Here is a 24,562-nt window from a genome sequence, read left to right on the forward strand (position 1 = left end):
AACCTAGCCCGAGGAGGCGAAAAGCGCTGTGACTCAGGTCAAGACCAAGGGAACCGATGAGATGGCTTTGCAGCTCATTGTGGGTTTGGGCAATCCCGGCCCACAATATGCCGATACCCGCCACAATTGCGGCTTTATGGTGCTGGATCGGCTGGCGCAGCGCTGGGGGATCCCGTTGGTTTTGGAAAAGCGGTTCCAAGGCAGCTACGGAGAAGGTTTTGTTCTGGGGGGCAAGCGGCGCCTGCTCAAGCCGGAGACCTACATGAACCGTTCCGGCCAAGCGGTGCGGGCAGTGCTGGACTGGTACAAACTGGATCCCGCCGCGGTGTTGGTGGTGTACGACGATATGGACTTGCCCCTGGGTCGCCTGCGACTGCGGGGATCCGGCTCTGCCGGCGGACACAACGGCATGAAGTCCATCATTCAGCACGTGGGGAGCGAGGCGTTGCCGCGGCTACGCTTGGGGGTGGGCAAACCCAAGGGCAGCGAAGATGTGATTGGCCATGTGTTGGGTGGATTTGCCCCTGCAGAACAAGAGGTGCTGGAGCAGGTGTTGGATACGGCGGTAGAGGCGGTGGAGTGCTGTTTGCAAGAGGGGCTGATGACGGCCATGAACCGGTTTAATCCCCTAGATCTGTCTGGGCCAACGTCCGAGCGAGATGGACAAAATCCTCCCCTGGGCCCAAGCAGGACTTTCCGTGAGGAGCGGGCGACCTCAAAGTGCGAAGGTTAAAAAGTGGCTCCCCTCGATTGCCGGTTTTGAGGGAGTGTGGTCTTGTCTGGCAAGAGAGCGGGCAATTCTATTGGGAAAGCGATACTCCAGATAAGTGTTAATTATCTGGAGTATCTACAGATGGAACCGGGCCTAGTTCCAGGCTGCTCCGCTCGACAGAGATGGGCCTGAGCAGAACAAAGTGCCGATGTAAGCGTTGCAAGCGGATCCCGATGAGGGTTAGCCTTTGTAACAGTCTTCTGGCCAAGCGATGCTGCTCGTGCCAGCCCAAGACGAAAACAAGACCCAAAGCAGTCCACCTGAGGTTGAGATCTTGCTGTTGAATTGCCCGGATCCCATGTTGCTTGCCGTCGAAGCTGCTGCTCCCGTGGACGCCAATCTTGCCCCTCTGATCCTGGTAGCGGTGCTGATGTCTCTGGTGGTCATCTACCTGGCCAGCCGCGTTGCCGGAGAAATTGCCGTTCGCCTGAGTTTTCCCCCCGTGCTGGGAGAGTTGCTGGGGGGCGTCATGGTGGGAGCCTCTGCCCTGGGGTTGCTCGTCTTCCCAGAGGGGCCAGTTTCCGGCCAAGAGCTGCATACCTTGGCTCAATCCTCAGCCCTGATGCAATTTTTGCAAACCACTGCCGGCCTCGACGAGGGATCCCTGGTGCCGGTGTTCTCCGCCCAAAGCCAGATCATCGACACCCTCTCGGAAATCGGGGTGGTGATCCTCTTGTTTGAAATTGGCCTCGAATCGGATCTGGCCGAGCTGTTGCGAGTCGGCCCCCAGGCCGCAGCCGTAGCCGTCATCGGTGTTGCTGTGCCCTTCCTGGCGGGAACACTGGGCTTGCTCTACCTGTTTCATGTGCCCACCATCCCCGCGGTATTTGCCGGGGCCGCCCTCACAGCAACCAGCATTGGTATTACCGCCCGCGTCTTGGCCGAGCTGCAAAAACTCACCTCCCCCGAAGGGCAGGTGATCATCGGCGCTGCCGTCCTGGACGACGTGTTGGGCATCATCATCTTGGCCGTGGTGGCGGGCTTGGCCAAAACCGGGGAGGTTGACCTAGCCGATATCGGCCTCATCATCGTCAGCGCCATCGTCTTTCTGGTCGGCTCCATTGTTTTGGGGCGCCTCCTCAGCCCCTACTTTGTAGCCCTCCTTAACAACCTAAGAACCCGCGGCAACCCGCTTTTGCCCGCCCTTGTGCTGGCTTTTCTGTTGGCCTACGTGGGCCAGGTGATCCACCTGGAGGCCATCTTGGGCGCTTTTGCCGCCGGCCTCATTCTGGCCGAAACCGAGAAACGGCAAGAGCTGGAAGAGCAGATCAAACCCGTCTCTGACCTGCTGGTGCCCATCTTCTTCGTCTGCGTCGGGGCCCGAACCAAACTCGGCGTGCTCAACCCCACCCTCCCCGCCAACCGCGAGGGTCTGATCATTGCCGTCTTCTTGATTGGCGTTGCGATTGTGGGCAAGCTGGCCGCCGGCCTGGGGGCGTTCGGCAAGCCGGGCATCAACCGCTATGCCATTGGCGTGGGCATGATCCCGCGCGGCGAGGTGGGCCTGGTGTTTGCCGGCGTGGGATCCACCAGCGGCGTTCTCTCCGATGCCCTGGACGTCAGCATCATCGTCATGGTGATCGCCACCACCTTTATCGCCCCCCTCTGGCTGCGGGGAGTCTTGCCCGGGGCAGCAGACTCTCCTCCTTCCCTTCTGGATCTGCAGGCAGAAGCATCAGAGCAAGACCGCGTCGAAACCCCATCAGCGCGCTCAGACTCAGAGCAGGTGGGCATTCCTGAGGGTTAAATCACCTCGGCTTTCTCCCCAAACGCCCCCAGAGCGTCTGGAACAGCAGCCGCAACGGGTTGCGACGGCGGGAGCCCACGTGTTCAACCTTCTCCGTCCTCTCCTCTTGGGGCAAAATCACCTGCAGCGAGGGCGGCTCAAACCGCTGCATCGTTGTGGAGCGCCGATCCACCACCTCCGTCTTCACGCTGCGAAAGCTCACCGACTGGAGATATCGCTGAAAATCTTCGTCCGACAACCGGCGAATGCAATACTGCATCCGCACCTGATCCCCCAACTGGATCTGATCCCCGTCCTTGAGATCCCAGCTCAAACATTGCTGCCCGTTTACCGAGATGCCATTGGTGCTGCGCTTGCCTTCGATATTGCCGTCCAACAGCCGGTAGGTGTACTGGCCGTCTTTTTGGGGTAGCCGCAGCAGCAGCGCATGTTGCCGAGAAACAGCCGCCGAATGGATGACAATGGCGTTGCCGGGATCCCTGCCGATGGAGTAAGTGGCCGCGCTGAGGGCCACCGCCCGCCGTCCCTGCTCATCATCGATGACCAGCACGTGCCAAACCTGGGATGGGAAAGACTTTGCGTCGGTAGACATTGTCTGGGGTCTGCTTTGCCAGAGAAAGGCTCGGCAAGAGAGGGCCTTTCCCCCATAATGATAGGGTAGGGTTTCCCCACCGGTAAGGATTGTTAACAGCAACCATGACTGCAACTCCATCTCTTCTCCAAGACCTGCCCCCCATCTACCCCGGCGTTGCCGTGCGGGTCATCAATCCCAACGACACCTACTACCTCTTTGAAGGACAAGTGCAGCGGGTTACCGACGACCACGCCGCCGTTCTCTTTGAAGGCGGCAACTGGGATAAATTGGTCACCTTCCGCCTCACAGAACTGGAAGTGATCGACAAATCCCGCCCCTAGCTCTGTTCTTTTTCCGATCCCCCCAGAACCCACCCATGCGCAGCCATTGGCAGGAACCTTTCCTCTGGATCCACGCCGCCGGGATCCTTGCCTTCCCCCTGTGGGTGGGGCTGACCTTGATCGGGCTGGCCACGGGGGATCCCCTCCTCCCGGTGGGGGTGGAGCAAGCTTGGGTAGCTGTGGTGGGCATTGCGCCGGTCTTTGCCATGCAGTGGCGCAAACCGTTCGACATCTTCAGCCTGTTGGTGGCCTCTGTTCCCCCAGAGGAACTCACCCCCGACCAACGCCGCATCTTGGCTGCCTTCCTCAGCCCCGAACACAAGATCTTGACGCTGTTGGCGGCAATCCTGATGCTGGAAATCGGTGAGCGCCTTTACGACTTTGCCCCCCTCTTTGCCCCCCTCACCCCTGGCAACGGCACCCGCTTAGCCGGCCTGGCCGTAGCCGCCTTTGGATTTTGGGGGGCCAACCTGTTCTTGCAGATCCCCCTTGCCGCCATACGGGTGCTCCTCCTCAGCGAGCCGGAGCTGGCCCAACTGGATCCCATCCCTGCTGAGGAGATCGAGAGCCGCTTCTCCGTCGTCGGCGATCGCCACATCCCGCTGCTGCAACGGCTGCTGCGCCACCTCTCTGAAGGCGACTTGAAAAAACCAGGAGACAAGGTTAAAGGCAGTCAAGGCAATGAAGTGGCAGGAGACCCACGACCCGAATCCCAGAAACGGGATCCCTCCGCAGAAGTTGCCCTGCCGGCCCCTGAAACTCCCCTCGATCCCACCTAAGGGTTGTGGCTCGATGTTAGATTGGAGTCAATCCAGACAACACACTGTGAAACCGAACCATCGGCATTCCCCTGATCTTCGAGGCTACCGCACCGGCAATGGCGAGCAACTTTTCCTTCCGCTTCAAACAGTTCACCCAACGCCTCAGAGAAACCACCCAACTTCCCCAGTTTTTCACCGAGCAAGCCACCAGCGAAACCCAAAACCTCGCGCGGGAGTTGGCTTTGGTTGGGGAATACGCCACCCAGCTCAGCCAGGTGGTGATGGAGGTGGACTTCCTCAACCAGCTCTACACCCGTCTTTTGCATGAGCGGGAAGTTTTGCAGCAGGAAAAAGACAACCTGGAAGCACGGGTCTTTGAGTTGCAGCAGGAGCGCAACGAGACAGAGCCGCAAGTGATGTACTTGCGAGAGCAGCTGAGCCAAGCCAGCTTTCAACTGGAACAAACCCAAAACCGCGAGCGCAGCCTCAGCGAGCGGGAACGGCAACTGTCGGAGATCGTGGCCCAACTGGAGCGCCGGCGGGCTGTGCTCAACCAGGCCATCGAAAACCTCACCAACCAAGAGGCCGACTACACCGTTCGTACCAAAGAGCTGGAGGCGGTTGTCCACGAAAACGAAAAGAAAGCCAAGCAGTATCTAGAAGCCGCCAACCACTATCGCGCCTACCTAGAAGAGCTCAATGCTCAGGTGCAAGAAACGCAAGCCAAGCTGAGAAACCTCGGTGTCGAACCCAAGCCTGCCGACCTGCCGCGGCTTGAGGATATGGAAAAGCCGACTCCCATCCCCACACCGCCGCCCTCTACTCCCATCGGCTACCCACCACCCCAACAGTCTCCTCTCCCCCAGTCGGGTGGCTACTGGCAGGACAGCCCCTTCGAGGACGATCCCTGGAGCTAGGGGTTATCCCAACAGCACCTGTAAGCCAGCTCTGCGGCAAAGCTCAGTGCCCTCTGCCCTGACCCGCCTTGGGGAGAGCTGAGGGGAGCGCTTACCCTGGAAGAAATCCATTGAAAGGGATCCACAAAAAGATCCTCAAGATTCCTGCAGAGATCCCGACCCCTGACGTTCAATCCATGCGTTTCTTGTCCAGCCAAGCCTATGGAACCGACCATGCCGGATTTACAAGCCCTCAGCCAATGGGATCGGCAGTTCTGCCGCTTTGCCGAGCAGCAACAGCTCCTCAAGCCCAAACAACTGGCCTTGGCCCTGAAGATCCAGCGGCAGCAGCACGGCCCCCTGGCTTTGATCCTCTGGCAGTTGGGGTTCGTGGGCCTGCAACACTTGGCCCAGTTCTGGGAGAGAGTATCTAGCGGCGCCGAGCTGCTCCGAGATGAGGCCCTCGGCTGAGAAAAGGGGCAAGAGCCCCAAGGTTCTGCGCTATCCCTCTGTGTCCCTGGAAGAAGCTGGAATCCACAGGCATAGGTCTTGCCCTGCAATCAAGTCGATTCTTCCGGCAGCAGACCTTTGGGATCCTCTGGCGGCGGCAGATGCGCCAGATCCACAGTCGCTCCCCCCAACAGCCGGGCTTGGATCCCTTTGAGGACGACATACAGCACCGGCACCACCAGCAGGCTGAGTAGGGTTGAGACGAACATACCGCCGATAACAGCCGTGCCCAGAGATTGGCGGCTGGCAGCCCCGGCGCCACTGGCCACCGCCAGCGGGAAAATGCCCAGGATCGTGCTCAAAGCCGTCATGAGGATGGCGCGGAAACGCGTCTCCGCCGCCTGGATCGCGGCCTTGGCCAGTGGGATCCCTTGGGCAACCAGTTGGTTGGCAAACTCCACGATCAAGATCGAGTTCTTGCTGGCCAGACCGATCAACATCACCAGCCCCACTTGGCAAAAGATGTCGTTGGCCAGGCCCCGCAGCAGTTGGGCCGAGAGCGCCCCCAAAACCGCCAGCGGCACCGCCAGCAGAATGATCAAGGGATCCACATAGCTCTCAAATTGGGCCGCCAGCACCAGGAAGACGAACACCGACCCCAAAGCAAAGATCAGCGGCGCCTGCCCCCCCGACTCGATCTCTTCTAAGGACAGGCCCGACCACTCGAAGCCAAACCCCTGGGGCAGCAAGCGGGCAGCCAGACTTTCCATAGCCCGAATGGCCTGGCCCGAGCTGAAGCCCGGCAGCGGGCTGCCCTGGATCTCCGCCGAGCGGAAGAGGTTGAAATGATTGATGAGCGCCGGGCCGGTGGTCTCCTCCACCTGAACCAACGTGCTCAAGGGCAAGAGCTGCCCCTGCCCACCGCGCACGTAGAACTGGCCAATACGTTCGGGGCTGCTCCGGAAAGCCTGGTCCGCCTGGACGTAGACCCGGTAGTTTCGGTTGAACAGGTCAAAGTCGTTGACATAGGTGCCTCCCAGCAGCGTCTGTAGCGTGCCGAAGACCTCGGCCAGCGGGATCCCCAGCACCTGCGCTATGTCCCGATCCACCTTGACCTGCAACCGGGGGGAGTTGGCGTTGAAGGTGGGCGGATTAATCCGCACGCCCAGGGGGGGCTGGCCCGGCGGGGGCGGCGAGTTGCCCACAAAGAAAAAGGCGTTGGCCGTCTGCTGCAGCAGGTTGAAATCGTTCACCCCCCGATCCTGGAGTTGGAAGGTAAACCCGCCCGTGTTTCCCAGATCGGGAATGGCTGGCGGCAAAATCGGGATCACCAACGAGCGGCTGATCCCGCCCAAAAAGGGCCCGAACAGCCGGTTGACAATCGCCTGCGCCGATTGTTCCGGTCGCCGCCGCTTGTCCCAGGGCTTGAGGGTGGCGAAGATCAACCCGTTCCCCGGCGAGGGCCCAGTAAAGCTGAACCCCCCCACGATCACCTGGTTTTCGATTTCCGGGATCCCGTCCAAAATGGCGCTGGCCTGCCGGATGACCCGGTCGGTGTAGTTGAGCGAAACCCCCGGCGGCCCCTGCACAATGGTGATGAAAAAGCCCTGATCCTCATCCGGCACAAACCCCGTTGGCACGATCTGGAACAGCCAATAGGTGAGGCCCAGACAGGCGACAAACCCCGCCACCACCACCAGCCGCAGCTTCACCACCAGCTCCAGCAGCCGGCGATAGGCGGCGCGGATCCCTTCCACCGCCCGGTCAAACCAGCGCAACAGCCAAAACATCTGCTCAGAACGTGGGCGGATCAGCAGCGCCGACAACGCCGGGGCCAGGGTAATGGCATTAAACGTAGACAGGGAAACCGATACGGCAATGGTGACGGCAAACTGCTGGTAGATGCGGCCACTGGTGCCGGGAAAGAACGCGATCGGCACAAACAAGCCCAGCAGCACCAGCGTCGTGGCAATCACCGCCCCCAGCACCTCGTTCATCCCCGCCGAGGCCCCCTGCAGAGGCCGCATGCCGCGGTCGCGGATGTAGCGGGAGATGTTCTCCACCACCACGATGGTGTCGTCCACCACCAAACCGGTGGCCAAAGTGAGGCCAAACATGGTCAGGGTGTTGATGGAAAAGCCGAATAGGCGCACAAAGGCGAACGTCCCCAGCAGCGCCACCGGGATCGTGACGGTAGGGATAAGGGTGATGCGCCAATCTTGCAAAAAGATAAACAGCACCAGCACCACCAGGACGATAGCCTGGAGCAGGGTGAAGATCACCTCTTGTACCGACTCGGTGATGAACAGCGTGGCGTCGAAGGCGATCTCGTAGATCAAGCCGGGCGGGAAATTTTTCGCCAGCTCGGCCAACGTCTGCCGCACCTGCCGCGACACCTCGAGGGCGTTGGCATCCGGCTGCTTGGTGATGGCGATCCCCACCGCCTCCTGGCCGCCGATGCGGAAGAACGTATCGTAACTTCGGGCTCCCAGCTCCACCCGGCCCACGTCGGCAATGCGCACCAAGCCGCCATTTGGGCTGGCTTTGAGGACAATTTGGGCAAACTCCTCCGGCTGGGAAAGCCGACCCGTGGCCTGGACGCTGATCTGAAACTCCTGATCCGGCAGGCTGGGCTGGCTGCCGATTTGGCCGGCAGGCACCTGGATATTCTGCTGGCGCACCGCGTTCACCACATCCAGCGCCGTCAGCCCGTAGCCGGCCAGCCGCGTCGGATCCAGCCAGATGCGCATGGCATAGGTGCGCTCCCCAAAGACGATGACATCGCTAACGCCACGGATGCGCCGCAGGGCATCCCGCACGAACAGCTCGGCGTAGTTGCTCACAAACAGCTCGTCGTATTCCCCCGCCTCTGAGCGCAGCGCCACCACCTGCACAAAAGCGCTATCGCCCGCCTTTTCCACGCTGAGGCCGTTTTGAATCACTTCTGCCGGCAGCCGCGCCTGCACGCGTGCCACCCGGTTCTGCACATCCACAGCTGCTGTGTCCAGATCCCGATCCGGGCTGAAGGTGACGGTGATCTGGCTGGTGCCGTTGCTGCTGCTGACCGAGGAGATGTACCGGATGCCCTCGACGCCGTTGATCTCCTGCTCCAGCACATTCGTCACCGCCGTCTCCACCGTCTCGGCATCGGCCCCGGGGTAAACAGCGGTCACCGTCACTGCCGGCGGCGCCACCTGCGGGTAGTAGTCCACCGGCAACAGGGGGATGCTCACCGCTCCCACCAGCACGATTAGGATGGAGCAGACGCTGGCAAAGACAGGGCGGCGAATGAAAAAGTCAACAAACATAGACAGGGATCCGCATGAGGAGTAGAAGGGAGTGGCCGAGCTCAAGAGGGGAGATCTAGGGCGGGGATCCAGGTGGTCTCCCTCCTCCTTGCCTCCTCTGCTGCAAAAGCACCTCATCGACGATGGGGGCGCCATCGCGGATTTTTTGCAGGCCGCTCAGCACAATCGGCTCATTGGCCTGCAGCCCCTCCAGCACCTCGTAGCTGTTGCCGTGGATGGATCCCAGCCGCACCGGCTTTTGCACCGCCACCGCTCCAGGGGGCTGGCCCTCTTCTGCAGGACCTGCAGTCTGCACCGTGTAGACAAAGGTTTGGGCGCCCAGACGGGCTACCGCCGTCACCGGCACCAACAAAGCTGGCCGCTCCTCCCAGACGATGCGGGTTCGCACAAACTGGGCGTTACGCAACTGGCCGGCGGGGTTCTCCAGCAAGGCCTTGGCCAGGACCGACTGCGTGCCGGGATCCGCTTCAGGCGCAATGAAAGAGACTTGGCTGGTGCCGATGACCTCGCCGCTGCTATCTAGGATCTGCACCGGCGTGCCGATGCGCAGGCGGGGGGCCTGCTGCAGCGGGATGTTCAGGTTCAGCTCCAGCGCCTGGGTTTGGGTCAGGGTGGTCAAAACCGTCTGGGGTGTCACATAATCCCCCTGCCGCACCAACACCTCGCCGACAATGCCGGCAAAGGGAGCCGTGACCTGGAAAAACTGCAGTTGCACCTGCTGCCGCTCCGCCTCGGCCCGGGCCCGCTCCACCTCTCGCTCTGCCCGCAAGATGGCCGCCTCTTGGGCCCGGATCTGCTCCTGCTGGGCCGCCAAGGCTGCCTCCGCCTGGCGCAGATCGCGGCTGGACTGATCCGCTTGCGCCTGGCTAATAGCCCCCTCGGCCAAGAGGCGCAGGTTGCGCTCGTGCTGCTCCTGGGCGAACTCTGCCGCCGCCTCCAGCCGCAGCCGCTCCGCCCGCAACTGGCTGAGCACGGCTCGGCTGCTCTCCAGGTTGGCCTGGGCCGCCGCGATCCCCGCCGTTTGGCCGGCCACCGCCGCCTGTTGCTGCCGGCTGTCGATCGCAAACAGGGGCGCCCCGGCAGAGACCTGGGATCCCAGCCGCACGAACACCTGGGTTACCTGGCCGCTCACCTGGGGCCGGATGCTTGCCACCTGCTGGGATCCGAGGCTGGCGATGAACTCCGCAGTCTCCTGAATGGGCCGTTCTTCCACGGCGCCGATGGCCACCGGGGTGGGCTGGCTTTGTCCACTTCCTCGGCCTTCCATGCCGCGAGGGGGCCCCCCCGCTCGACAGGCAGCCAGCAGCAAAGAAAAACACAACAGCGGCAGAGCTGTTCGCAATCGCCTCATGATTACAACTGCTCCCACAACAGAGGCATCCCCTCTCTGCATTGGCTCAACTAACCAAGGTAATGAGCCTGTGCCTTCCTGCACCTGTGCAAAAGCGCTTGCCATCCTTCCCAATCCAGAACTAAGGTGTATGCTTAGCCAAAAGCCCAGCTTAGCGTCCAGAGCCCCAGCTCGCCGGACAACGGCCATCTTTGGCCAGACGGTTCTAAACTTGTTGCGCAAGCATCGGATCTTTTGTTACCTGACGCGAAGGCAAGTCGCTGCAGTTGAGGAAGTTGATATGAGGACTGTAGCCGTAACCTGGTTTCGCCCGCTGCAGCTCGACTGTCGTCCTCAGCACTGGCTGTGGAGCTGCCTCGGAGCAGCAGCCATCACAGCCTTCACGGCGGTTGCTGCTTGGGCGCGGCCAGTATTGGAAGTGCGCATGACCATGGGCTTGCCCATCAGCCCCAACTATTGGTACCTGGTGGCCCTCAGCCGGGCCGGCAGCCCTGGCCCCACTGCCAACCTGGTGGATCCCAATGTCCGCGTCGGGCCCAATGAGTATGCCTTTGTCCAGAACTGGGACTACCTCATCCGGGTTACCCCCCTCAACGAAGAATCGGTCTTGCAGTCCACCATCCAGCGGTTTGGCGAGCCGGAGCGGGAGTTTGCCGTCGGCTTTAACCAGGTGCGGGCAGAGCGCCTCAGCCGCGACCGCGACACCCTCCGCTTCCAGATCGACATCTCCGAGCTCCAGGGCCTGGACGGGCGGGATCAGGATATCCAGGTGGCGCTGCTCACCGCCCGTGCCCCCTTCCGCGTTGCTCCTGAAGAAACCAACCTGGCCATTGACGCCACCCGTGGCGAGCTGCCCCACTACTACCGCCTCAGCCTCTCCAACCAGCGGCAGGTGGTTGTGGACGATCCCCAGCGGCAAGAGACAGTGCGCCGCAGCCGAGAATTGATCCAACAAAGTGGCTCTGGGGCTGCCCTCACCCGCGACCTCATCGAGGGGGGAGCTTTGGAGATTTTGGCCGCCAACATTCTTACCTTTGAGCTGCGCCTGGTGGACCGCTAGGGATCCTCTCCCCTGCAGGCCCAAGATTGCCGCCATTTCAAATCCCTTCTTCGGCAAGAGAAGCTGGGCTGGGATCCAACATCACAAACAGAAACGACTCCAGCCCTGCCAGGTAGGTGAGCACCTGCTCCTGGGCCGCTTCCTGGTCGATCCGATGGGCTTGGGCCGCCTGCTCGATCAGGCCGGCCACCGCCACTGGCCCCTGCAACAGGGATCCCAGCCAGGCCATCTGGGGGGCTGGTATGGTCAGGCGCCCACGGCTGGCCCCCGGCCAGTTCATGGCAAACTCCAGCTTCTTGTCGTGGGCCTGGGCAAAGTTGTGGCGAAACTCGGCGTTGTCCATCAGGATGGGGTTGAGCTGCACCCTGCCCTCCAGCCAGTCGGCGTCGCTCCAGGGCAAGACCAGGGAAGAGCCGGGGTGCTCCGCCCAAAAGTCGATTAGGCGGTGGTTGGGGTAGATTAGCTCGTAGAAGTGGTTTTGCTCGGCAGGGGAAAGCTTGTCCAGCTCCGCCTGCAGCCAAGCCGGCATGGCCCTGTCTTTGAAGAGCAGCGTCGGATCCCAGTCGGCGTAGTCCACTAGGCAAACCAAGCCCAGCTCCGCCTCTTGAAGCATGCGCAGGAGATCCGGGAGCAAAAACCCTTTGTCGCCGGGTAAGAGGTAGTTGGCGCGGATGTTGGTGTCGTCGCTGTAGATCTGGGGATCCCAGTGCAGGGCAGCGCGTAGCTCGTCAGAGGCCAGGCTGGCCATGAACTCCCGCACCCGCCGGCAGGCTTCGGGGGTGGGCAGCTCAAACAGGCCCAGCAGCCGGAACGCCTCCTGCAGGCGGAAGATCACCTGCCGCTGGTAGGCGTGGTGCAGGTTGGCCCGCAAGATCCCGTCCGGCTTGAGCACCCGCTTAAGCGCCTTCAAGCCCGCCACGGGATCCTCAAGCAGATAGAGCACGTCGTTGAGGCTGATGAAGTCAAACCGCTGCCCCAGTTGTTCAATCTCCAACAGGTTGAGGGCATGCAGCTCCACCTCCCCAAAGCCGTGGTAGCGCAGGCGCCGCTCCGTTGCCTGCACCGACGCCGGCGAGAGGTCGCAGGCCACCAGCCGCGCCCCTGGGTTGGCCTCCGCCAAGATCAAGGTCTCCCAGCCGGAGCCACAGCCGACGTTGAGGATGGCGATCCCCTCGCTGGGCAGGATGGCGCGGGTACGGGCGTATTGGGCCGTCGTCCAGCTCAGGCGGTACAGACTACCGATGGCGCTGCGGCCCGACGCCTCAATGGGTACGTTGGGATAGGGCAGTTCCTCGTAGAGTTGCCGCAAAGACTCGGTTGTGCTGCCGGCCATGGGATCCACTCCAGGAAGCTGCTCCCTATGCTACTGCCTCAGGAACGCCGCAATAGCGTCGGCAATGGCCTCATTGCCCTTGCGATCCAGCTCCTCCGACGCCTGGGGTGGGTGAGGGGGATCCCGCAAGAAGTCCCAGGATCCCGCAAAGAACTCTTCCGGCGAGAGGATACGATGCCAGCCGTAGCGCCGCAATCCCTCCACCAAGAGGGGCGACTCGGCAAAGCTGGAACGGTTGACACAGGCCATGGGGATCCCACAGCGCAGCGCCTCCGCTAGGGTGCCATAGCCCGGCTTGGACACCACCCAGCGGCAGAGGGGCATGACATCCACCGGGCGCCACCTCTGCCCGTCCAGAATCTGCAGGTTAGGCAGAGGGGGAGCCTTGGGGTCGAAGGTGAGAAACTGCCAGTCGGGAAAATCCAAAAGCCGCTCGTAGGGCAAGCCCTGCAGCCCCAGCCCGCCAAAGGTCAACAAAACCGTGGGCCGCTCCCGCTCCAGCCCTAGGCGCTGGGCCACCTCCTCAGCCAAGTAGCGGGGATCCGACCCCGTCAACCCCACGGGTTCCTGGTGGGGAAAGGCGCCCATAGGCTCAGCAAAGGGCAGGCGAAACAGCCGCTGGCAGCGCCCGTACAGCTCGCGGATCCAGCTTACAAAGGGCTGAAACTGGGGGCCGTACTCTTGATAGATAAAGTCCCAGCCGAAGTTGCTGGCCATCCAGCAGGGGATCCCGGCGGCCTCGGCAATGGCGGCGGCAATGGGGGGCACATCCCCTAGCAGCAACGGCACCCCCTGGCTGCGGATGAACTCCGCCTCTTCTCGGATGAGGTCGGCAGACCCCGCTTGGAACGCCCGCAGGGCCGCTAACGTCGCCGGCAGATCCGCCTGCAGCCCATCCGGCTGCACCACCCCCACGTCCAAAGCGCGGGGCCGATGCAGAAACTCCCCTTCCCCGTAGCGCTCCAGCAGCCAAGCGGGAGCCGGCGTCACCCAAATGGGCAGGATCTGCGGCTCCCGCCGCCGCAAAGTGTTCACCACCGCCGTCAGCCGGGTGACGTGACCAAACCCATGGGCCGTTGCCGCCACATAGAGAGGAACTGGATTCACCGCCATAGCCTTAGGAAAGCACAGGCTGAGACTTTTCCCGCCGGGATCCCCAGAGGTTGCTGGCCAAGATGAGGCCCAGGCCCAGCAGCGATCCTGGCGCGATCGGCTCCTGCAACAGCACCGCGATCAACCCCAGCGACAGGAATGGCGTGACATAGACCCAATTGGCCAGGGATCCGCGCTCGTCCGCCAGCTCCAGCGCCCGCAGCCAGAACACAAAAGTCAGGCCCATCTCCGCCAAGCCGATGTAGGCCGCCCAGCCCAGCCCTGCTAGAGTCCACCTCAGCTCCTGCAACGGCAATAGCGCCAGGCAATAGCCGCTGCCGAAGACAAACCCCAGGAACAACTTCAGCACGGCATCCCGTCCATCCCGCACATTGAGCAGCCAGTAGAGGGCCCAAATAGCGGCGCTGCCCACCGCCAGTCCCACTCCCCAGGGATCCTCCACTTGCAGGGTGCCCCAGGAGCCCCCCGTGGCCACCAGCACCACCCCCACCAGGCTCGTTCCCAAAGCCAGCAGCAGCCGCCCGCGCAGGCGCTCCCCCAACAGCGGCACCGCCAAGAGAGCCAGCAGCAGCGGCCAGGTGTAATTTAAAGCCAGTGCCGCCTGGGCCGAGAGGCGATCATAGGCTTGGAAGAGCACCCCGTAGTAGCCAAACGGGTTGAGCAGCCCCTGCAGCGCCGACAGGCCAATTTGGGATCCCTTCTGCTGGCGGACAAGAGGCGCCCGCCCTGTTACCACCAGAACCATCCCCAAGATTAGGCAGGAGCTACACGCCGAAAAAATCAGCAAGACCGTCGGTGAGAGGTGCTGCAACCCGAACTTAAAGGCGCTGGCCGCTGTGGCCCAGCCCAAGATAGCCGCCGCCAGGTAGGCGCGGGCCCGCCAGGGATCCCTGCGCATCAAAAGCTGTCCAGATCCCTGTCTTCTGCCTTTGGCCTCGCTCCAGTGGGAAGGCCCAGCCGTGGCGCCACCACCCAGACGTAGAGCAGGTAGCCCAGACCCGCCACCACCGCCCACTTGAGAACAGTGGTGAAAACCCGGAAGACCAGCCCCACCAGCAAGATACAGCCCAAAATGGCCAAAACCGTCAGCAGTGGACGCCCCCATGTCTCAGCCCAAGTGCGAACGGCATTTTTCCCCTGAGACGAGCTCAGCGCCCCAGAGGCCGCAGCTGCCTGCTCCAGTTCGCGCTCAAGCTGTTTTAGCCGTTCTTGTTCTGAGAAAGAAAGATCCGACATAGGGAGCAGTCTCCAGAATACAGGGCCATCTCCATCTTACGAGCTGCTCCCCAAAAGCAGGGCAAGCTAGGCCCGCGCCGACGGGATCTCTTGGGCCATGGCGCGGAACAGATCTAGAGCTGGGCCAGGGCGACGGTTAGGACGCGGAGCCGGGATCTCGTTGGGCACAAAGGGCCTTTCGACCACCACTTTGGGCTTGGCAGGTGCAGCCGTTGCCGCAGAGTTAGAGGAAGTTGCCGACTGGCTTGGAGCGGATTGTCCAGGCGCCGAGCGAAAAGGCCCGGTTACAAAATCCACCAGACCGCCGAAGAGAATGCCAAAGAAGGAAAAAAGACCGCCGAACAGCTTTTTGAGAATGCCCATTTTGCCGATGTCGTAACGTTCTGCAACTGGCCACTCATTATTGTTAAGAACGGGCAGCTTGGCTATAGGTAGATATGCTTTTTTCAACCTCAGGGATCCCCCACCGGTCTGCCTGTGGCATCGAAGCGCCGCAGCGGTAGGGCCAGCTCCAGCTCCTGCAGCTCCAGGGGTTCCGAGAGGGGCCGGCTGCGCCCCAGCTCAAAGCCATCGGCTGCCGCCGGGTTCACTGCGTAGCCCATATCTGCCATCGCTCCCACCGTAAGGATGCTTAAGGGATTGGGCACCCCCCGGTCGAGGCGGGTGGTCATCAGCTCCCGACCCAAGACGCTCTCCCGCCAGTGGGAATCGCGGGATCCCTCCCCAAACTGGTTCTCTAAGGGAACAGAAGGGGCATTCCCCCCCAACGTGGTAAAAGCGGCAACCGCCCGCGGGCCAATAAAGTGGGGGTCATAGCCCGGCGGCGTCGGCTGATCCCGCCCCACCAAGCCCACCGTCAGCCCCTTGGGATCCCAGACGCTGGGCAAAAAGCCAAGCGCATGGCCCAACTCGTGCAAAGCAGTAATGGGCAGGTCACCCCGCTCTTCCAAAGCCGAGAGGTTTTGGCTGTTGAACACAACCACAGAGTAGAAAGGCAGGCCATTGGAGGCCCGCACAAAACAGGGAGCTGCTCCCCCCAAAATCCGCTCGTTGCCCAGGTCTCTTGCCCGCACCTCCACTAGCAGATCGTCGATGGGAAAATTGAGCGCTGTGCTGGGAAACCCCGCGGCACACTCGCCGGCCCGGATGTTGGTGGGCCCTAGATCCGGCTGATCCCCGACGATGATCTCCTGCCACCTCAAGGCCGCGCTGCGGACAATGGCTTGCTGGCTGGGAGTGAGGCTGTTGTCGGGAAAACGAACGTCAATCGCGAACTGGGGAACAGAGGTAGCCGTCGGCGAAGGGAAAACAGTCGGGGTAGGGGTGAGAACGACAGTTGGAGTAGAGGTGGGAATGACGGTTGTGGGAGCGGGAGTGACACTTACCGAAGAGGAACCACCACTTCCCCCGCAAGCCTTGAGCGCCAGTACCAGAAGCACAGCCACCAGGAATCCGAACAGACCCCCTACTCTGCCCAGAAGCTGCCGTCGCCTTGAAAAAACCTGCACACCACCCCCAAACTCGAAAAGCTCTCCGAGTCAAGTGGATCATACCGGCTGCGACCCGCCTCCCAAGAATGATCTGCATCACACTGTGCCGGCCAACTTCAGGACGAGATGGGCGGCCTAATTCTTCGGGTTAGAATCCTTTATTCTAGGGAGTCAGAAGAACTTTCCTCTATGCCCCAGCCTGCGGCCAAAACGTCCACTGCCGCCTGCAACGCCCGGTTATCCCCCAAAAGTTCCGCGGGATCCGACCGCGGCTCCACCAGGGGGACCAAGCGCAAGATGCGGCTGTCCTGAACCAAGTCAATAACCACGCCCGCTCGCTCCTTACCCAGGTCAGCAAGCTCCTCCGCCGCAGCAGGATCCCGCAGACAGGCGTAGTCAAAGCTATTCACATTCAGGTAAAGGCTGCCATTTACCACCAGCGTGGCGGCGGTGGGATCCTGAAAAACATCCATCACGCAGCCTTCCCCCTGCTTGCGTACCGTGCCATCCACGATGTCGAAGTAACGGACACGTCCCAAATCGGATAGCAGCCGGTAAATATCCCGCTTATTTACCAAAGTTCCCGTATCCACAATACAGGGGGCACAAGGATGAGTATCTGTCATAGGGCAGTCGGTCTCGAAAGGTCAATGGGCGAAGAACAGGCCAAAGGAAGGCAAAATCAATAGTATCTACAGACCCTCTAGAAAAACACCAGTCCTCGGCAATTTTAGGCACGGCTGTGGCTGACCGGCAACTGAGGATCCTACTTGACAAAAACTTTAACCAACCAAAAAGGAAAGGTAATTTGCCTTGCTCTGCAAAGTTGTTGAGTTAGCGAGACTACAGGATCGCTTTCTCCCTTCTGGCCACCCAGCCCTGAGACCGTTAGACCGCTTTCTGGGAAAGCTCGTTCACAACTCCTATTGACTCTATCACAGCCTTCCCGAAAAGATCACAGGCCGCCGCTCAGTCACAATCTACAGGCAAGGGCGACAGAAGCCAATGGATGTTCCGCCAGCCGAGATTGCCTGCATATTGTGGGAGAATGAGTGGCTGGGAAGCTTTAGGCACTAGATATCGTAGATAACATCTGCAAAATCAGGGCTGGCAAAAAAAAGGCCGAGGCCAAGCCCCGACCGAGGAATCCATGTTGTTAAGCTCATCCTCAAGGACGAGAAGGGCTGCTGTCAAAAGACGGCCTGTCTTTCCCGAGTTCAACCGCCGGCGAAAGCGGTGCAGATCCACGCCTGAGTATGATCAAGACTGCCCCTGTCTTTATCTGCTGTCACGGCTCCTGTGCTGACCACCGCCTCTTCTCCCGACCTCCTGACACTTTCGCCAGTCCGTAGCCTGCGCGGCCAAATCAAGGTTCCAGGCGATAAGTCCATCTCCCACCGCGCCCTGATGCTGGGATCCCTGGCGGAAGGGGAAACCGTCATTCACGGGCTGCTGCTGGGGGAGGATCCTCGCAGTACGGCGGCCTGTTTTCGGGCGCTAGGGGCTGGGATCCCCGAGCTCAACAGCGAGTGCGTCCGCATTCAAGGGGTGGGCTTGGATCGCCTGCAGGAGCCGACAGATGTCTTAGACGCCGGCAATTCCGGCACCACCCTGCGCCTGATGCTAGGGATTCTGGCCGGCCAGCGGGGGCGCTTTTTTGCTGTCACTGGGGATCGCTCCCTGCGCTCACGGCCCATGGGGCGGGTGGTGGAGCCGCTGCGGCAGATGGGAGCCAACATCTGGGGGCGGGCGGGGGGCACCTTGGCTCCTTTAGCGGTGCAGGGGGGATCCCTGCAGGGAATTCACTACCACTCGCCGGTGGCCTCGGCCCAGGTGAAGTCCTGTCTGTTGCTGGCGGGCCTTTTGGCAGAAGGCACCACGCAAGTTACAGAGCCGGCCCTCTCCCGCGACCACTCGGAGCGGATGCTGCGGGCCTTTGGCGCCCAGATCCACGTCGATGTCGAGGCGAAAACCGTGGCTGTGGTGGGAGGATCCCGCCTGGTGGGCCAGACGGTGCAGGTACCGGGGGACATCAGCTCAGCAGCCTTTTGGCTGGTGGCCGCCTCGATTGTGCCGGAGAGCGAGTTGCTGCTGCAGGATGTGGGCCTCAACCCCAGCCGCACCGGCGTGCTGCAGGTGTTGCAGGAGATGGGGGCCGATATTCAAGTGGAGAACCGGCGAGAGATGGCGGGTGAACCCCTGGGGGATCTGCGGGTGCGCTCGGCTCGCTTGCGGGGCTGCAGCATTGGTGGCGATCTCATTCCCACGCTAATCGACGAGATCCCGGTTTTGGCGGTGGCGGCAGCTTTTGCCGAGGGGACTACGGTCATTCGCGATGCGGCGGAATTGCGGGTTAAAGAGAGCGACCGCTTGGCGGCCATCGCCCAGGAACTCAGCCGGATGGGGGCCCAGGTCACCGAGTATCCCGACGGCCTGGAAATCAAAGGCGGGATCCCGTTGCAAGGGGCCGAGGTGGACAGCCACGCCGATCACCGCATCGCCATGAGCCTGATGGTGGCCGCCCTGGCCGCCCAGGGATCCACCACCCTTCGAGGGGCCGACTGTGCCCGCATCTCCTACCCCGACTTCATCCCCACCCTGCAGCGGCTGATCAACCCTTCGTCCGCGTCCTAGCCAGCCAAGAGCCAACTTTTGCCGATGTCAGACCAGCCCATCGCCATCGAACACCTCTGCTTCCGGGTTCCTCCCGGCGGCCAGATGGCCTTCATTCAGGAAGACGAGCGGATCTGGGGGCCTGCCCTGCGACAACAGCCGGGCTTTTTGGGCAAAGAAGTCTGGCTGGACCAAGAGGATCCCGAACTTGTTCACCTCATCCTCCGCTGGGCCAGCCGTGCTGCCTGGAAAGCCTTCTCTCCCGACCAAGTGGAGAGGTTGGATCGGCAGATGCAGCCTTTTTATGTACGCCTGGAGCAGGCCAAAGAATACCAGCTCTGGCAGCCCGACCTATTGGGAGAAGGACAAGCCTGATTAGGGGATCCTTTGGCTCTCAAAGCCCACTTCGGGTTCCATTGAGTCGGCTCTAGCGGATGCCGCCGCCCGCTCTTGTTCCACCAACTCCCGCAGGCTGGGCATGGCCAGGGCCCCTTCGCGCCGTTGCAGCCCGGCCTCAAAAGTTTCCGGGGTCACGATCCCACCGGAGATGAGCATCTTGAAAGCGTCCTCTACCGGCATGAACACCTCCACCACCTGGTCTTCCGGCACGATGGCGTACCAGCCCGTCGTTGGGTTAGGGGTGGTGGGCACGAACAGGCTGAGGGAGCGCTGCGGCCCATCCGGCCGGATTGGGGTTTGAATGGTGCCGGTTACAAAGGCCAGCGCCCAAGCCCCAGGCCGGGGATATTCCACCAGCACCACCCGCCGAAAGCGCTGATTGTTGGGGGCAAACAAAACGCTGACCAATTGCTTCAGGGTCTTGTAGACCAACCCCGCCACCGGGATGGCGTGGAGCAACTGCTCGCTCAGGTTGAGCAGCCACTGGCCGACAATGTTGCGGGCCATGAAGCCGATCAGCAGGATGAACACAACCGGCGTCAACAAGCCCACCGCCAGATCGATGAGGTTGATCAAAATGGGGTGCAGCCCCTGGATGGGATTAAACTGCTTGGGAATGCTGGTCAAAAAGCCGATGCTCCAGGTGGCCACCTCCACCGTTAGCCAAATCGTGGTTGCCAGAGGGATCACCACCAGCAAACCCGCCACGAAATAGTTCTTAAGATGCTGTTTCCATTGAGAAACCATGGTGAGGTCGTTCCATCAAGTCAAATGAGTGGACGCACCGAGCCGACGTAAGTGAAGCTTGCAGATGGCAATCATCATACCTGCCTTCTGCCTTGCCCCTATGGGGGCAGCTACAACTTGCTCGGACCCAACAACCGGGCTGCCAGAAAGTGCAGAGCCCCGAACTTTCATGAGGCCGATAATGCTATCTTAGGTCGATATAAAATTTTGTAAAGCGGGGAGCCTGTCCCGAGGCGCTGTGGCCAAGCCCTGGGATAGTTCTGCCGGATGTCGTGTGGGAGGCCCCATGTCCGAGTCAGATTGGTTAGAGCACACCTGTCAGGTGGAGGTGCCGGTTCCCATCGAGCAGGTGTGGGAGCTGTGGGCCAACCTTGCCCTCATGCCGCGCTGGATGAAGTGGATCCGCTCAGTGGAACTGCTGGATCACGAGCTATCGCGGTGGACGCTGGATACGCGCGGCCTCACCTTCAGTTGGATCTCCCGCACCCACACGGTGGTGAAACACCAGCACATCGGCTGGCAATCGGTGGAAGGCTTGCCCAATCGCGGGGCACTGCGCTTTTACGACCGCAAGGGCAGTACCATTGTTAAGCTGTCGGTGGCCTACAAGATCCCGGGGATCCTGGGCAAGATCTTGGATGGCCTGTTTGTGGGCAAAGTTGTGGAGAGCACCATCCAGGCGGACTTGGAGCGCTTCAAAGCCTATGCCCTAGAGCAGGCGGGAGCGAGCGCCAGCAATACTCCGGCCAGCTAGCCCTGGCCAGGTTTGTTCTCCGTTTTGCGACGACCCCTTGATTCCTTGTTAACTCTCGCTGCTGCCAAGGTCTGAATCTATGTCCGATCCCCCTCCTGAGCCTGTCATCGCCCTTTCTCATCAACCGGTGGACAACCGCAACATTCGCTTCTCCCTGGAGCGGGGCGATCTGGATCTGGAGCAGCTCCTGCTGTTGTTGAACCGCAACGCCTTTTGGGCCCAGAATCGCCGGCGGGAAGAGATGGAGCGGGCCATCGCCCACAGCCACCCGGTGGTCAGCGCCTGGGACGGGGAGCGCCTGATCGGCTTTGGCCGCGCCACCTCTGATGGGGTTTACCGGGCTGTCCTCTGGGACATTGTGGTTGATCACGACTACCGCCGCCAGGGCATCGGGCGCAAGCTGGTGGAAACCCTGATCAGCCATCCCCACCTGCAGTCGGTGGAGCGCATCTACCTGTTTACCACCCATCAGCGCGGCTTTTACGAGCGAATTGGTTTTGTGGAAAATCCCAGCACCACTCTGGTGTTACACGGGCGTCCGCTGGGGTTTTTGATCCCGGCTGCCGAACAGGAGCAGGTCTGACCAACAGGGAGCCTCAGGGCAAGAAGAGGCGTGGGTGAGTGTATCTTGAACAACAGTGGGTTGGCTCGGCCTCGGGAAGAGAACGCGCTAGCCTGAAGCAAAAAGGGTGAGAAGGTGTACCTATGGCCAATCGCCTCGCCACGTGTTCCAGCCTTTACCTGCGCAAGCACGCCGAGAACCCGGTGGATTGGTGGCCTTGGATCCCGGAGGCTCTGGAGAAAGCCCGGGCCGAGGACAAGCCGATTTTTCTGTCCATCGGCTATTCCAGTTGCCACTGGTGCACAGTCATGGAGGGGGAGGCTTTCTCCAACCCGGAGATCGCCGCCTTTCTTAATGCCCATTTTTTGCCCATCAAAGTGGATCGCGAGGAGCGGCCCGATCTGGACAGCATCTACATGCAGGCGCTGCAGCTCATGAGCGGGCAGGGGGGGTGGCCCCTCAATGTCTTCCTCACCCCCGATGATCTGGTGCCGTTTTACGCGGGCACCTATTTCCCGGTGGAACCCCGCTTTGGCCGTCCGGGTTTTTTGACCTTGCTGCAGCGCATCCTCCAGTTTTACCGCCAGGAAAAAGACAAAATCGAGGAGATGAAAGGCCAGATTTTGATGGCCCTGACCACCCTCAGCGACCTGGTGCCGGAAGACCACCTTCCCCCTGACCTGCTCCGCTCCGGGATCCCCAAAATCCAGCCTTTGCTGGCCAACGCCGGGGCGGTGCAGCAGTTCCCCATGATGCCCTACGCCCAGTTGGTGTTGCGCTCGGCCCGCTTCGACCCACCGGAAGGGATCCCCGGCTCGCCGACGGCGCTGGAACGGGCTAAGGAGCGGGGCATGGCCTTGGTGTTGGGAGGGATCTTCGACCATGTGGCCGGCGGGTTTCACCGCTACACCGTGGATCCCACCTGGACGGTGCCCCACTTTGAAAAAATGCTCTACGACAACGGGCAGATCTTGGAGTTTCTGTCTGAGCTGTGGGCCCACGGGATCCAGGATCCAGCTATCGAGCGGGCGGTGCGCCTGACGGTGGAATGGGTGGCGCGGGAGATGACTGCCCCTGCCGGGTATTTCTATGCCGCCCAGGATGCCGACAGCTTTGCCCGGGCGGAGGACACGGAGCCGGAGGAGGGCGAGTTCTACGTTTGGCGCTGGCAGGAGCTGCAGGATCTGCTGGATGAAGCAACCTTCCGCGCCCTACAGCAGGCGTTTGACCTGTCGCCCAATTTCCCCGATCGGCCCGGCTGCATCGTCTTGCAGCGCAAACAGGGAGGAGAGCTGCCGCCGGAAGTAGAGACCGCCTTGACCACCCATCTGTTTCGGGCCCGCTACGGCTCCACAGAGCGGAGAACCCCCTTCCCACCCGCGGTAGATGCCCGCTCGGCCCGCCAACGCTCTTGGCCGGGGCGGATCCCACCTGTCACGGACACCAAGATGATCGTCTCTTGGAACGGCCTGATGATCTCTGGACTGGCGCGGGCCTACCAGGTGTTCGGTGACGAGGACTGTCTGCAGTTGGCCCTGCGAGCCGCCCAATTTATCCTCAGCCAGCAGCGCCACCCCCAGACGGGATCCCTGCTGCGCCTGAACTACGACGGCACAGCCCAAGTACCCGCTAAATCGGAAGATTATGCCCTGCTGATCAAAGCCCTATTGGACTTGCACCAAGTCAGCCTGCCGCTGGTGGGGGATCCCACCCCCCAAGATTGGTTGCAGGCTGCCCTCCAGCTCCAGCAGGAGATGGACGCGCAACTGTGGGATCCGGCCAGGGGGGGATACTTTGTCAGCGATGCCCAGAGCACCCCTGAACTGTTGGTGCGGGAGAAGGAGTTTCAGGACAACGCCACGCCCGCGGCCAATGGGGTGGCCATTGCCAACCTGGTGCGCCTAGCCGCCATCACCGGAGATCTGGACTACCTGGAACGGGCAGAACAGGCCCTGAAAACCTTTGCTCACATCATGAGCACCCAGCCGCGCACCTGCCCCAGTTTGTTTGCTGGGCTGGATTGGTACAGCAATTGGGTGAAAGTCACCCTAGAGGCCGAGCACATCCCTGCTTTTCAGCGGCGAACTTGGCCCACCACCGTCTTTGCCCTGCCCACGGAAGCGGAGCCGCTGCCAGAAGGGGCGCTAGGCTTGGTGTGCTGGGGCAGCAAATGCCTGGCTCCGGCCAGCTCGCTGGAACAAATCCAGTCGCAGATCGGCAAAGGGCAGAACCGAGCCTACTGACAGCGATTCAGCCTTCTCCAGAACAAGCCGGGATCCCTTCTGCTCTACCCAAACCGCCAAGGCTTAGCTCTGGTTCTCCACCCCAAAAAACTCGATGCGGTAGCTCTGGATGCGGGTGCCGGTTTGCCGCTCCACCTGGGCCAGCAGCTCCGGCGGCAGCTCCACATCTACGTCCAAAATGCGGTTGCTGTCCAGGCAGTTGACATGGCTGTGAGGATGGGTACGATTGCCGTAGCGACGCCCATCGGCGCGATCCAGGCACTCGATAATGTTGTGGCTGGCCAGGGCCTCCAGATTTTGATAGACGGATGTGTGGCCAATGGGCTTGCCCTGCCGATTGAGGCGATCATAGATCTCTCGAGCGGAAAGGTGCTCGCCGCATTGCCACAGCAGTTCCAAAATATAACGACGCTGCCGGCTGAGGCGCAGATTGCACTCTCGGCATCGCTCCAAAGCAGCTTCCAAAGAGTCTACAGGGCGAGGCATGGGCAAACCTCAAGTCATACCGAGTCTGAGATAGCCAGTTGCTCATTTATACTAGTCTAACATTTGCAAGTCGAAGTTTCTGAAGATTTGTTGCAAAATCTCCACTGGCGTAGACCTCTCTAAGCAGTGTGCAGAAGAAGTGGGGTCAATTATTGACGATATCCCTTCTACAATACCGCTGGGGTGTTGAGGAGAAGCAGGATGCGGCGGCGCCAAATGATCTTGGGCTTGTTGGGACTAGCCGGCAGCAGTGGATTGGCGGGGGCCTATTGGGCTAGTCGGCAGCGTCCTACTTCGGTACCTCTGTCCGCAGTGGTGGGATCCCC

The 24,562-nt window shown here is 61.3% G+C and carries 24 protein-coding genes; 12 read left to right on the forward strand and 12 right to left on the reverse strand.

Features of this window, described 5'->3' with window-relative positions:
- Positions 1-61 precede the first annotated feature (61 nt).
- Positions 62-733 carry an aminoacyl-tRNA hydrolase gene (gene pth, locus NW844_RS00520; RefSeq protein ID WP_414332575.1) on the forward strand — a complete coding sequence of 224 codons (672 nt, stop codon included), beginning with the start codon at positions 62-64 and terminating at the stop codon, positions 731-733.
- A 337-nt stretch (positions 734-1,070) separates the two neighbouring features.
- A complete protein-coding gene (locus tag NW844_RS00525; RefSeq protein ID WP_414332577.1) occupies positions 1,071-2,519 on the forward strand; it encodes a cation:proton antiporter in 1,449 nt (482 codons plus the stop codon).
- A gap of 1 nt (position 2,520) precedes the next feature.
- Here NW844_RS00525 and NW844_RS00530 read toward each other — a convergent pair whose 3' ends face one another.
- Positions 2,521-3,111 (reverse strand): FHA domain-containing protein, encoded by a 591-nt coding sequence (locus tag NW844_RS00530; RefSeq protein WP_414332509.1) that lies wholly within the window; start codon positions 3,109-3,111, stop codon positions 2,521-2,523.
- A gap of 104 nt (positions 3,112-3,215) precedes the next feature.
- Here NW844_RS00530 and NW844_RS00535 point away from each other — a divergent pair, with 104 nt between their 5' ends.
- The 4 genes from NW844_RS00535 to NW844_RS00550 all read left to right on the forward strand — a co-directional run bounded on the left by NW844_RS00535 (position 3,216) and on the right by NW844_RS00550 (position 5,562).
- Positions 3,216-3,434, forward strand: a complete 219-nt coding sequence (locus NW844_RS00535; protein WP_414332511.1) for an NAD(P)H dehydrogenase subunit NdhS — start codon at positions 3,216-3,218, stop codon at positions 3,432-3,434.
- A 35-nt stretch (positions 3,435-3,469) separates the two neighbouring features.
- Complete coding sequence (locus tag NW844_RS00540; protein WP_414332513.1) at positions 3,470-4,213, forward strand: low-complexity tail membrane protein; 744 nt, start codon at positions 3,470-3,472, stop codon at positions 4,211-4,213.
- A gap of 98 nt (positions 4,214-4,311) precedes the next feature.
- Positions 4,312-5,112: a hypothetical protein gene (locus tag NW844_RS00545; protein ID WP_414332515.1), complete on the forward strand. Its 801-nt coding sequence runs from the start codon at positions 4,312-4,314 to the stop codon at positions 5,110-5,112.
- A gap of 213 nt (positions 5,113-5,325) precedes the next feature.
- Positions 5,326-5,562 carry a DUF2949 domain-containing protein gene (locus NW844_RS00550; protein ID WP_414332517.1) on the forward strand — a complete coding sequence of 79 codons (237 nt, stop codon included), beginning with the start codon at positions 5,326-5,328 and terminating at the stop codon, positions 5,560-5,562.
- Between the two features lie 89 nt (positions 5,563-5,651).
- Here NW844_RS00550 and NW844_RS00555 read toward each other — a convergent pair whose 3' ends face one another.
- Both NW844_RS00555 and NW844_RS00560 read right to left on the reverse strand, forming a co-directional pair.
- Positions 5,652-8,849, reverse strand: coding sequence for an efflux RND transporter permease subunit (locus NW844_RS00555; protein WP_414332519.1), 3,198 nt, complete (start codon positions 8,847-8,849; stop codon positions 5,652-5,654).
- A 55-nt stretch (positions 8,850-8,904) separates the two neighbouring features.
- Positions 8,905-10,200 carry an efflux RND transporter periplasmic adaptor subunit gene (locus tag NW844_RS00560; protein ID WP_414332521.1) on the reverse strand — a complete coding sequence of 432 codons (1,296 nt, stop codon included), beginning with the start codon at positions 10,198-10,200 and terminating at the stop codon, positions 8,905-8,907.
- A 280-nt stretch (positions 10,201-10,480) separates the two neighbouring features.
- Between NW844_RS00560 and NW844_RS00565 the strand changes: the two genes are divergently transcribed.
- Positions 10,481-11,260: a hypothetical protein gene (locus NW844_RS00565; protein WP_414332523.1), complete on the forward strand. Its 780-nt coding sequence runs from the start codon at positions 10,481-10,483 to the stop codon at positions 11,258-11,260.
- A 37-nt stretch (positions 11,261-11,297) separates the two neighbouring features.
- On the opposite strand, the gene NW844_RS00570 is transcribed toward NW844_RS00565, so the two are convergent.
- From NW844_RS00570 to NW844_RS00600, 7 genes are all read right to left on the reverse strand, one after another.
- Positions 11,298-12,593 carry a class I SAM-dependent methyltransferase gene (locus tag NW844_RS00570; RefSeq protein WP_414332525.1) on the reverse strand — a complete coding sequence of 432 codons (1,296 nt, stop codon included), beginning with the start codon at positions 12,591-12,593 and terminating at the stop codon, positions 11,298-11,300.
- Positions 12,594-12,623: 30 nt separating this feature from the next.
- On the reverse strand, positions 12,624-13,706 hold the full coding sequence (locus tag NW844_RS00575; RefSeq protein WP_414332527.1) for a glycosyl transferase: 1,083 nt from the start codon (positions 13,704-13,706) through the stop codon (positions 12,624-12,626).
- A 4-nt stretch (positions 13,707-13,710) separates the two neighbouring features.
- The gene (locus NW844_RS00580; protein WP_414332529.1) at positions 13,711-14,604 is read right to left on the reverse strand and encodes a DMT family transporter; all 894 of its coding nucleotides are present in this window, start codon (positions 14,602-14,604) and stop codon (positions 13,711-13,713) included.
- Complete coding sequence (locus tag NW844_RS00585; RefSeq protein WP_414332531.1) at positions 14,604-14,942, reverse strand: hypothetical protein; 339 nt, start codon at positions 14,940-14,942, stop codon at positions 14,604-14,606. The genes NW844_RS00580 and NW844_RS00585 overlap by 1 nt, the downstream gene beginning before the upstream one ends.
- A gap of 66 nt (positions 14,943-15,008) precedes the next feature.
- The gene (locus tag NW844_RS00590; RefSeq protein WP_414332533.1) at positions 15,009-15,392 is read right to left on the reverse strand and encodes a hypothetical protein; all 384 of its coding nucleotides are present in this window, start codon (positions 15,390-15,392) and stop codon (positions 15,009-15,011) included.
- Positions 15,393-15,394: 2 nt separating this feature from the next.
- Positions 15,395-16,387, reverse strand: a complete 993-nt coding sequence (locus NW844_RS00595; RefSeq protein ID WP_414332535.1) for a leishmanolysin-related zinc metalloendopeptidase — start codon at positions 16,385-16,387, stop codon at positions 15,395-15,397.
- A gap of 203 nt (positions 16,388-16,590) precedes the next feature.
- A complete protein-coding gene (locus NW844_RS00600; protein ID WP_414332537.1) occupies positions 16,591-17,058 on the reverse strand; it encodes a hypothetical protein in 468 nt (155 codons plus the stop codon).
- A gap of 673 nt (positions 17,059-17,731) precedes the next feature.
- On the opposite strand from NW844_RS00600, the gene aroA reads away from it, so the two are divergent.
- The gene (gene aroA / locus NW844_RS00605) at positions 17,732-19,066 is read left to right on the forward strand and encodes a 3-phosphoshikimate 1-carboxyvinyltransferase (RefSeq protein WP_414332539.1); all 1,335 of its coding nucleotides are present in this window, start codon (positions 17,732-17,734) and stop codon (positions 19,064-19,066) included.
- A gap of 24 nt (positions 19,067-19,090) precedes the next feature.
- On the forward strand, positions 19,091-19,420 hold the full coding sequence (locus NW844_RS00610; protein WP_414332541.1) for a TIGR03792 family protein: 330 nt from the start codon (positions 19,091-19,093) through the stop codon (positions 19,418-19,420).
- Here NW844_RS00610 and NW844_RS00615 read toward each other — a convergent pair whose 3' ends face one another.
- Positions 19,421-20,191: a DUF502 domain-containing protein gene (locus NW844_RS00615; RefSeq protein WP_414332543.1), complete on the reverse strand. Its 771-nt coding sequence runs from the start codon at positions 20,189-20,191 to the stop codon at positions 19,421-19,423.
- Positions 20,192-20,477: 286 nt separating this feature from the next.
- Here NW844_RS00615 and NW844_RS00620 point away from each other — a divergent pair, with 286 nt between their 5' ends.
- The 3 genes from NW844_RS00620 to NW844_RS00630 all read left to right on the forward strand — a co-directional run bounded on the left by NW844_RS00620 (position 20,478) and on the right by NW844_RS00630 (position 23,750).
- A complete protein-coding gene (locus tag NW844_RS00620; protein WP_414332545.1) occupies positions 20,478-20,945 on the forward strand; it encodes an SRPBCC family protein in 468 nt (155 codons plus the stop codon).
- A gap of 79 nt (positions 20,946-21,024) precedes the next feature.
- Positions 21,025-21,528, forward strand: a complete 504-nt coding sequence (locus tag NW844_RS00625) for a GNAT family N-acetyltransferase (protein ID WP_414332547.1) — start codon at positions 21,025-21,027, stop codon at positions 21,526-21,528.
- Positions 21,529-21,650: 122 nt separating this feature from the next.
- A complete protein-coding gene (locus NW844_RS00630; protein ID WP_414332549.1) occupies positions 21,651-23,750 on the forward strand; it encodes a thioredoxin domain-containing protein in 2,100 nt (699 codons plus the stop codon).
- A 63-nt stretch (positions 23,751-23,813) separates the two neighbouring features.
- Here the strand turns inward: NW844_RS00630 and NW844_RS00635 are convergent, their stop codons facing one another.
- Entirely contained in the window at positions 23,814-24,236 is a 423-nt protein-coding gene (locus tag NW844_RS00635; RefSeq protein ID WP_414332551.1) for a Fur family transcriptional regulator, read from the reverse strand.
- Positions 24,237-24,562: the final 326 nt, after the last annotated feature.

The sequence above is a fragment of the Synechococcus sp. H55.2 genome, assembly GCF_047462495.1.
Taxonomy (GTDB): domain Bacteria; phylum Cyanobacteriota; class Cyanobacteriia; order Thermostichales; family Thermostichaceae; genus Thermostichus.

Bases quoted from the DNA above. Each gene is read 5' to 3' on its own strand.
- pth (WP_414332575.1), top strand. From the start codon at position 62: ATGGCTTTGCAGCTCATTGTGGGTTTGGGCAATCCCGGCCCACAATAT.
- NW844_RS00525 (WP_414332577.1), top strand. From the start codon at position 1,071: ATGTTGCTTGCCGTCGAAGCTGCTGCTCCCGTGGACGCCAATCTTGCC.
- NW844_RS00530 (WP_414332509.1), bottom strand. From the start codon at position 3,111: ATGTCTACCGACGCAAAGTCTTTCCCATCCCAGGTTTGGCACGTGCTG.
- NW844_RS00535 (WP_414332511.1), top strand. From the start codon at position 3,216: ATGACTGCAACTCCATCTCTTCTCCAAGACCTGCCCCCCATCTACCCC.
- NW844_RS00540 (WP_414332513.1), top strand. From the start codon at position 3,470: ATGCGCAGCCATTGGCAGGAACCTTTCCTCTGGATCCACGCCGCCGGG.
- NW844_RS00545 (WP_414332515.1), top strand. From the start codon at position 4,312: ATGGCGAGCAACTTTTCCTTCCGCTTCAAACAGTTCACCCAACGCCTC.
- NW844_RS00550 (WP_414332517.1), top strand. From the start codon at position 5,326: ATGCCGGATTTACAAGCCCTCAGCCAATGGGATCGGCAGTTCTGCCGC.
- NW844_RS00555 (WP_414332519.1), bottom strand. From the start codon at position 8,849: ATGTTTGTTGACTTTTTCATTCGCCGCCCTGTCTTTGCCAGCGTCTGC.
- NW844_RS00560 (WP_414332521.1), bottom strand. From the start codon at position 10,200: ATGAGGCGATTGCGAACAGCTCTGCCGCTGTTGTGTTTTTCTTTGCTG.
- NW844_RS00565 (WP_414332523.1), top strand. From the start codon at position 10,481: ATGAGGACTGTAGCCGTAACCTGGTTTCGCCCGCTGCAGCTCGACTGT.
- NW844_RS00570 (WP_414332525.1), bottom strand. From the start codon at position 12,593: ATGGCCGGCAGCACAACCGAGTCTTTGCGGCAACTCTACGAGGAACTG.
- NW844_RS00575 (WP_414332527.1), bottom strand. From the start codon at position 13,706: ATGGCGGTGAATCCAGTTCCTCTCTATGTGGCGGCAACGGCCCATGGG.
- NW844_RS00580 (WP_414332529.1), bottom strand. From the start codon at position 14,604: ATGCGCAGGGATCCCTGGCGGGCCCGCGCCTACCTGGCGGCGGCTATC.
- NW844_RS00585 (WP_414332531.1), bottom strand. From the start codon at position 14,942: ATGTCGGATCTTTCTTTCTCAGAACAAGAACGGCTAAAACAGCTTGAG.
- NW844_RS00600 (WP_414332537.1), bottom strand. From the start codon at position 17,058: ATGACAGATACTCATCCTTGTGCCCCCTGTATTGTGGATACGGGAACT.
- NW844_RS00610 (WP_414332541.1), top strand. From the start codon at position 19,091: ATGTCAGACCAGCCCATCGCCATCGAACACCTCTGCTTCCGGGTTCCT.
- NW844_RS00615 (WP_414332543.1), bottom strand. From the start codon at position 20,191: ATGGTTTCTCAATGGAAACAGCATCTTAAGAACTATTTCGTGGCGGGT.
- NW844_RS00620 (WP_414332545.1), top strand. From the start codon at position 20,478: ATGTCCGAGTCAGATTGGTTAGAGCACACCTGTCAGGTGGAGGTGCCG.
- NW844_RS00625 (WP_414332547.1), top strand. From the start codon at position 21,025: ATGTCCGATCCCCCTCCTGAGCCTGTCATCGCCCTTTCTCATCAACCG.
- NW844_RS00630 (WP_414332549.1), top strand. From the start codon at position 21,651: ATGGCCAATCGCCTCGCCACGTGTTCCAGCCTTTACCTGCGCAAGCAC.
- NW844_RS00635 (WP_414332551.1), bottom strand. From the start codon at position 24,236: ATGCCTCGCCCTGTAGACTCTTTGGAAGCTGCTTTGGAGCGATGCCGA.